The sequence below is a fragment of the Streptomyces sp. ISL-11 genome, assembly GCF_018614525.1.
Lineage (GTDB): Bacteria > Actinomycetota > Actinomycetes > Streptomycetales > Streptomycetaceae > Streptomyces.
In genome coordinates, this window is sequence record NZ_JAGGOL010000215.1 from 1 (window position 1) to 8133 (window position 8133).

The 8133-nt window shown below is 74.3% G+C and carries 6 protein-coding genes; 5 read left to right on the forward strand and 1 reads right to left on the reverse strand.

The window, feature by feature from the left end; genetic code table 11:
• From J7E86_RS30435 to J7E86_RS30450, 4 genes are all read left to right on the forward strand, one after another.
• A partial coding sequence (locus J7E86_RS30435) for an FtsK/SpoIIIE domain-containing protein (RefSeq protein WP_251019910.1) occupies positions 1–1024 on the forward strand: 1024 nt, incomplete at its 5' end.
• A 172-nt stretch (positions 1025–1196) separates the two neighbouring features.
• A complete protein-coding gene (locus J7E86_RS30440; RefSeq protein WP_215086046.1) occupies positions 1197–2567 on the forward strand; it encodes an ABC transporter substrate-binding protein in 1371 nt (456 codons plus the stop codon).
• A 15-nt stretch (positions 2568–2582) separates the two neighbouring features.
• Positions 2583–3932, forward strand: a complete 1350-nt coding sequence (locus J7E86_RS30445; protein ID WP_215086047.1) for a carbohydrate ABC transporter permease — start codon at positions 2583–2585, stop codon at positions 3930–3932.
• Positions 3929–4810 carry a carbohydrate ABC transporter permease gene (locus J7E86_RS30450; RefSeq protein WP_215086048.1) on the forward strand — a complete coding sequence of 294 codons (882 nt, stop codon included), beginning with the start codon at positions 3929–3931 and terminating at the stop codon, positions 4808–4810. Before J7E86_RS30445 ends, J7E86_RS30450 begins: the two co-directional genes overlap by 4 nt.
• 24 nt (positions 4811–4834) lie before the next feature.
• Here the strand turns inward: J7E86_RS30450 and J7E86_RS30455 are convergent, their stop codons facing one another.
• Complete coding sequence (locus tag J7E86_RS30455) at positions 4835–6292, reverse strand: glycosyltransferase family 39 protein (protein ID WP_308312784.1); 1458 nt, start codon at positions 6290–6292, stop codon at positions 4835–4837.
• Between the two features lie 689 nt (positions 6293–6981).
• On the opposite strand from J7E86_RS30455, the gene J7E86_RS30460 reads away from it, so the two are divergent.
• On the forward strand, positions 6982–8133 hold a 1152-nt coding region (locus J7E86_RS30460; protein WP_308312785.1), incomplete at its 3' end, for a glycosyltransferase family 2 protein.

The following is an 8133-nucleotide window of genomic DNA, read 5'->3' on the forward strand; positions in this document are numbered from 1 at the left end:
GCTCGGCGCCGGCCCGCACGGGCCGCTGGCCGTGGACCTGGCGGCGGACGGCCCGCATCTGCTCGTGGAGGGCGGGCCGGGCAGCGGCAAGACCGAGCTGCTGCGCTCGCTCGCGGCGTCCCTCGCGGCCGCCGACCGCCCCGACCGGCTCTCGCTCGTGCTGGTCGACGGCGGGGGCGCGGAGCGCGGCGAGGGGCTGCGGGTGTGCACGGACCTCCCGCACGTCTCGACGTACCTCGCGGCCAGCGACCCGGTGCGGATGCGGGAGTTCGCGCAGGCGCTCAGTTCGGAGCTCAAGCGCCGCGCCGAGCTGCTGGGCCGGCTGGACTTCACCGGCTGGCACGCGCAGCACGCCGCCGTCGCCGCGGAGCGGATCATCGCGCCCCGGCGGCCGATGGACGGCTCCGGCGACCTGGACCCGGCACCGAGCGGCACGCTGAAGCTGCGCACGCAGAAGGACGGCCCGTCGCTGACGGCCGAGACGGCCCTGCCGCGCCTGGTCGTCCTGGTCGACGACTTCGACGCGCTGGTCGCCCCGGCCCTGGGCAGCACGGGCCGGCCGGCGGCGGGCTCGGTCGTACGGGCCCTGGAGGCCGTGGCCCGCGACGGCGAGCGGCTCGGCGTGCACCTGGTGGCCGCCTCGGGACGCCCGGAGCGCACGGCCGACACGGCGGCGGTCGAGCGCGCGGGGCTGCGCGCGACGCTGGAGATCGCGCCCCCCTCGGCCGACGGCACGGCGGCGGACGGCAGCGGCGATCCGGCACCCGGCCGGGGCCGGCTGATGCGGCCGGACGACGACGCGACGACCCCCTTCCAGGCGGGCCGGGTCACCGGCCGCATCCCCCGGACGGCGACGCTCCGCCCGACGGTCGTGGCCCTGGACTGGCAGCGCATGGGCGATCCGCCGACCCGCCGGCCGCTGCGCGAACTGGGCAACGGCCCCACCGACCTCGCGCTGCTCGCCAGTGCTCTCCAGCGCGCCGCGCAGTCGGCGGGGACGGAGGCGGCACCACCGCTGCTGTGAGGCGCCGGGGACATGACAGGGCATCACAGCCCGGTCACGATCGGCGCGTTGGCACCGGCGACGGTATTGCGGCAGCTCCCGGGCGGGCGTAGGACTGTCGCACGGGAGGCGGCCGCGGGCCGGGCCGACGTGCGGCGGCCGTCGACGGGGAGCTCGTACGGGAGGGGCGGCAATGCGTACATCGCTTCGTACGGTGCGCGGGGCGCGCAGCGCGCTCGCGCTGCTCGCGGCGGGGGCGCTGGCCCTCTCGGCCGCGGGGTGCAGTGACGACGACGGCAAGCCGTCCGCCGCCCCCGGCTCCTCGGACCTGATCCCGAACACCGTCCGGCTCCCCAAGCTGGGCGGCCAGAAGCTCAAGGTCACCGCCGTGTGGACGGGTGCGGAGCAGAAGGGCTTCACCAAGGTCCTGGACGAGTTCGCCAGACGTACGGGCGCGCAGGTGGCCTTCGTGCCCAGTGGCGACGACATGTCGGCCTTCGTCGGTTCGAAGGTCGCCGGCGGCGACCCGCCCGATGTGGCGATGCTCCAACAGCCCGGCGTGCTCAAGGAATTCGCGCGCAAGGGCTGGCTCAAACCGCTCGGCGCCGAGGCCACGGCCGAGCTGGAGAAGAACTTCACCAAGGGCTGGCAGGACCTCGGCTCGTACGAGGGCAAGCGGTACGGCGTCTACTTCAAGGTCAGCAACAAGTCCTTGCTCTGGTACAACACCAAGGTCTTCGACGGTGCGGGCGCGAAGGAGCCGCGGACCTGGCCGGAGTTCCTGCGCACCGCCCAGCTGATCTCCGACTTCGGCATCCCGCCGGTCTCGGTGGCCGGCGCGGACGGGTGGACGCTCACCGACTGGTTCGAGAACGTCTACCTCTCGCAGGCGGGCCAGGAGAAGTACGACCGGCTCGCCCGGCACGAGATTCCGTGGACGGACCCGTCCGTGACGGACGCGCTGACCGCCCTGGGGCAGCTCTTCGGCGGGAAGGGGCTGGTCGCGGACGGCAACACCGGCGCGATCCAGACGCAGTTCCCCACCTCGGTCACCCAGACGTTCAGCGGCGGGGAGAACGCGAAGGCCGGCATGGTCTTCGAGGGCGACTTCGCGGCCGCCAACATCCTCGGGGCCCGGGCCGAGATCGGCAAGGACGCCAAGGTCTTCCCCTTCCCCGCGGTGGGGCCGAAGCCGCCGGTGGTGACCGGCGGCGACGTGGGAGTGGCGCTCAAGGACAGCAGGGCGGCGCAGGCGCTGCTGACGTTCCTCGCCTCGCCCGACGCGGCGGGTGTGTGGGCGAAGGAGGGCGGCTTCCTGTCGGCCAACAAGAACCTGGACCAGGCCGCCTACCCCAATGACGTGCTGCGCTCCATCGCCAGGGCGCTGGTCTCGGCGGGCGACGACTTCCGTTTCGACATGTCCGACCAGGCGCCCGCCTCCTTCGGCGGCAAGCCGGGCCAGGGCGAGTGGAAGCACCTCCAGGATTTCCTGAAGAACCCGGGCGACGTGGCGGGCACCCAGCGGAAGCTGGAGTCCGACGCGGCCAAGGCGTTCAAGAGCTGACGGGAGCCGGCCCTCATGTCGACCGCAACCGCGGGCGGTGCCGCGGCCCCCGGGCCGCCCGCCCCTTCCCCCAAGAGGCCCAGGAGGATGCTGGGCACCCGGCCGTGGGTGGCCGCCTGCTTCCTGCTGCCCGCCCTCGCCCTGCTCGGCGCCCTCGTCGTCTATCCCATCGGCTATTCCGTCTACCGCAGCTTCTTCGACGCCTCCGGCGACGGTTTCGTGGGCGTCGACAACTACCACGAGGTCTTCACCGACGACCGGATCCGCACCGCCCTGAAGAACAACGTCATCTGGGTGATCGTCGCGCCCTCCATCGCCACCGCGCTCGGCCTGATCTTCGCGGTCCTGACCGAACGGGTGCGCTGGGGCACGGCCTTCAAGCTCGTCGTCTTCATGCCGATGGCGATCTCGATGCTCGCCGCGGGCATCATCTTCCGGCTGGTGTACGAGCAGAACCCCGACCGCGGCGTCGCGAACGCCGTGTGGGTGAGCGTCCACGACACCTTCAAGGCCCCACCGCCCTTCCCGGGGGCGCATCCGCGGGACGACAGGCTCTTCACCGACAGCGACGGCACCTTCACCACACGGGCGGCGGTACGGGCCGGCGGGCCGGCCGCGCTGCCGCTGGTGGGCGCCAAGCCGGCGGACATGAAGGGTGCCGAGGACGCCGTCCCGGCGCGCGACGTTGCCGGGAAGGTCACCGGGACGGTGTGGCGGGACTTCACCCGGGGCGGTGGGGGCACGGCGGGCACGATCGACCAGGGCGAGAAGGCGCTGAAGGGCGTGACGGTGGAGGCGGTCAAGGACGGCAGGACCGTGGCCTCGGCCACGACGGCCGCCGACGGGACCTTCACGCTGCCCTCCTCGGCCGACGGCGCCCTGCTGCGGCTGCCCGCCGCGAACTTCGCCGTGCCCTACAACGGCGTCGACTGGCTGGGCCCCTCGCTGGTCACGCCCGCGATCATCGGCGCGTACATCTGGATGTGGGCGGGCTTCGCGATGGTCCTCATCGCGGCGGGCCTGGCGAGCGTGCCCCGCGAGCTGCTGGAGGCGGCGCGGGTGGACGGCGCGAACGAGTGGCAGGTCTTCCGGCGGGTGACGGTGCCGCTGCTGGCGCCGGTCCTCGCGGTCGTCCTCATCACGCTCATGATCAACGTGCTGAAGATCTTCGACCTCGTCTACATCATCGCTCCGGGCGCGAGCCTCGACAAGGCCAATGTGCTGGCCCTCCAGCTCTACCAGTCGTCCTTCGGCACGGACGTCAACCAGGGCGTCGGCAGCGCCATCGCCGTCTTCCTGCTGGTGCTCGTGCTGCCGGTGATGCTCGTCAATATTCGGCGGATCCGAAGGGAGCGGCAGCGATGACCACGGTGGACTCGGTCGTACGGGCCAGGCGGTCGCTGCCGGCGCGGATCGCCGGCCGGCTCGGCGGCGGGGTGACGCGGGCCTTCCTCATCGTCGTCGGGCTGTTCTGGCTGACGCCGACCGTCGGGCTGCTCCTGTCCTCCTTCCGCGACAAGTCCGACATCGCGGCATCGGGCTGGTGGAAGGCGATCAGCCATCCCGCGCAGCTCACCACGCAGAGCTACGCCGACCTCTTCGCCAACGACACGGTGATGAAGTCGCTGCTGACCACGGCTCTGATCACCGTGCCGGCGACGGTGCTGGTGATCCTCGTCGGCGCGCTCGCCGGCTACGCCTTCGCGTGCCTGGACTTCCCCGGCCGCGACTGGTGGTTCATGGCCGTGGTCGGGCTGCTGGTCGTGCCGGTGCAGGTCGCGCTGATCCCGGTGGCGAAGCTGTTCAACGCGCTGGGCATCTTCGAGTCGACGCCGGGCGTGGTGCTCTTCCACACCGCGTTCGGGCTGCCCTTCGCCGTCTTCCTGCTGCGCAACTTCTTCGCGGAGATCCCGCGCGAACTGCTGGAGGCGGCGCGGCTGGACGGCGCGGGCGAGCTGCGGCTGTTCACCCGGGTCGTGCTGCCGCTGGGCGGACCGGCGATCGCCTCCCTCGGCATCTTCCAGTTCCTGTGGGTGTGGAACGACATGCTGATCGCCCTGATCTTCGCGGACAGCGGCAATCCGCCGATCACGGTGGCGCTCCAGCAGCAGGTGCGGCAGTTCGGCGACAACATCGACATCCTCGCGTCGGGTGCCTTCCTCTCCATGGTGGTGCCGCTCGCGGTGTTCTTCGCCTTCCAGCGCCAGTTCGTCAGCGGGGTCATGGCGGGCGCGGTCAAATAGCGGCCCGGCCGTGCGGGGGCGGCGTCACTCGCGCCGTACGCAGAGGGAGACGGCGCCCCCGCGCACGTACGTCGTGGACGCTTCCCGGCAGAACCGCTCCAGCTCGGTGGTCTTGGCGTACTCGGCGCGCTGGGCGCGGAACCAGCGGGTGCCGGTCGTCTGCGTGTCCCGCACCACCCACACGCGCTCGTGCGGCCCGAGCCCGGCCAGGCGGGCGCGCAGCTCACCGGCGGAGACCTCCTGTCCGAAGAGCGTGCCGGAGGCGGCGGGCGACCGCTTGAGGGTGAGGTCGCGCAGGCCGGCGAAGTCGCCCGGGTAGGCGAGGGCCGTGCGGCGCTCGTGCAGCGGCAGGAACAGCACCGCGTCGCCCGGCCGGGCGACGCGCCCCACCACGCCGGCGACGCGGGCCAGTTCGTCGCCGCGGCTGGTGGGCAGGCGCGCCCGGTCCTGGACGGGGAGCTGCCAGACGAACGCCGCCGCGACGGCGACGGCACCGGCCGCGGTCACGGCGTGCCGCCACGGCAGGAGACCGAGGAGCCGGTCGGCCCCGGCGGCGGCGAGCAGCGGGACACCGGCGAGGCAGAAGAGCAGATAGCGGTCCAGGAAGAGCGGCTGGTACTGGGCGGCGGTGTAGAGGAGGACGGGCGGTACGAGCGCGAGCGGCAGGGCGACGGCGGTCAGGCGGAGGGCGCCGGTGCGGGGTGCGGGTGCCGGGGCGAGGAGCGCCACGACGGCCAGGAGGAGGGTGACGGTCAGGACGAGGTCGCCGGGGCCCGCGAAGGCGCGCAGGAGCGCTTCGGCCTCCGCCGGTCCGGGCGTCCTGATCCAGGACACCTGGGCGCTCTGGCCCCGGGAGACGACCACCAGCGGCAGCAGCGCCAGGCACGCGGCGGCAGCAGCGCAGCCCCAGGCGCGCCAGGTCCGTCCCGGCACCCGGGAGACGAGCAGGGTCAGCGCGTGCGCGGCGAGCAGCAGGATCGCGAACTCATGGAGCAGCGCCGTGACCGCGACCACCGCGCCGTAGCCGGCCCAGCGGCCGTACGGGCGTCCGGGCGGGCCGGCCTCGGCCGCGCGGACCAGCAGCCAGGTCGCGAGCGCGGCGCCGGTGGCGACCAGGGCGTAGGAGCGGCCCTCCTGCGCGTAGTGGCTGACGAACGGCGTGCCGGCGTAGAGCAGCCCGGCCCACAGGCCCACGCGGGGGCGGGCGAGGCGGCAGCCGATGGCGGCGACGAGCGCGGCGGTGACGGCGGAGGCGGCGACGGAGGGCAGCCGCAGCGCGATCTCGTCGGCCCGTACCGCGAGGACGGCGTGCATCAGCAGGTAGTACAGCCCGTGCACGGCGTCGATGTCGCCGAGCAGGTGCCAGATCTCGGGCACGGAACGGCGGGCCACCTGGAAGGTGGCGCTCTCGTCCCGCCACATCGTGCCGCGGTCCAGACCCCACAGACCGATGCCGAGCATGAGAACGGCGGGGACGAACACGGCGAGACGCGGCGCGAGGCCGGACGGGGCCTTCGGAGCCGGCGCGCCGGCGCCATGCGACGGGGTTCCGGCGGGAGCGTGCCCGGCCGCGCCGCCGACAGGCCGCCGGGCCTCCGCGCGCCACGAGCCCTGCCGCCCGACGCGAGGACGACCGACGGCTCCCGCCCCGCTCCCCGCACCGCCCGGCGCCGCTTTCGGAGCCGACCCGGCCGCACCATCCTCGCCGCCGGCTCCCTGCCCGGCGCCGGCCGGAGCGCCGCCCGCCCGTCGCGGCCCCTGGCGCCCTGTGCGAAGGCGAGCCAGAACTCCGGCCCTTGGCCCCGCACCACCGGGCGCCGGTTGCGCACCGTCCTCATCACCGGCCCCGGTCGTCGGACGACCAACGGCTCCGCTTCCCCCTCCCCGCCCCGCACCGCCCTGCGGCGGTTCCGGAGCCGGCCCCGCCACGCCGTCCTCACCACCGGCACCCCGCCCGGCCCCCGCCGGCTCACCTCCCGCCCGCCGCGCCCACCACCGCCCCACGCGCGGCCGCACGCGCTGCGTCGGCACCTCGGGTGACTCCGGCCCCACCGCCGCGGCTCGCCTCCTCAGCCCTGTGCGTTCCATCCCGGCCCCTCCCCGTTCCGATCGGCCGCGTCGGGGCAGCAAATGCCCAACTTAACGCCGTTTTGTAGGTAAAGATGTCTTTCGTGGCAGCAAGCGACAGCGGAAACCGCGCCCCCGGGCCCGCCCCGCCTCCGCCCGGGCAGGTCGGCGTGGTCGTCATCGGCTTCGACGACGCCGCGCACATCGGCGACGCCGTCCGCTCCGCCCTCGCCCAGGGGCCGTCCGTCGCGGAGGTCGTCGCCGTGGACGACGCCTCCACCGACGGCACGGGCGCGGTCCTCGACGAACTGGCCGCCCGCGAACCACGCCTGCGCGTCATCCACCGCACCGTCAACAGCGGCGGCTGCGGCACGCCCCGCAACGACGGCGTACGGGCCGCCACCGCGCCGTACGTGATGTTCCTGGACAGCGACGACACGCTTCCCGAGGGCGCGGCCGACGCGCTCCTGCGCGCCGCGCTGCGGCACCGGGCGCCCGTGGCGGCCGGGCTGTGCGTGCGCCGCGAACTCCCCCAGGGGCGCGACACCCGCTGGCAGCCCGGCCTCTACCGCCGGGCCGCCGTCCACCGCTCCCCCGAACAGCGCCCGGCGCTCCTCCACGACACCCTGTGCGTCAACAAGCTCTACTCGCGCGCCTTCCTCACCGAACACGGCATCGCCTTCCCCGAAGGGCGCTTCATCTACGAGGACTTCGTCTTCACCGCCCGGGTGATGGCGGCCGCGCCCCGCGTGGCGACCGTCCCGGACACCGTCTACATCTGGTACGTGCGCCGGAACACCACCGCGCCCTCCATCTCCCTCGACCGCGAGCGCATCGCCAACTGGCAGGCCCGCGTCCGCGCCCACCGGCGGAGCGTGGACGTCTTCCTCGACGCGGGCAGCAAACCGCTGGCGCGCGCCGCCCGGGTGAAGTTCCTCGACCACGACCTGCGCATGTACGTCCACGAACTGCCCGCCCGCGGTCCGGGCTACCGGCACGCGTGGTGGCGGGTGACCCGCGGCTATCTCGCCACCTACGAGGAGGCCGAACTGCGCGCCGCCCGCGCCCCCGCCCGCTGGATCGCCCGCGCGATCCTCGCCGCCGAGGCCCCGCGCGATCTCGGCCGGCTCGCCCAGCTCGCCGCCCGCCCGCCCCGGCTGCTGCCGCCCTACGCGGAGGCCGGCGGTGAACCCGTCTGGGCCGCCGACCTGCCCGGCGCGCCCCTGGACGGGCTCTCCGACCCGGCCGCCGTGCCC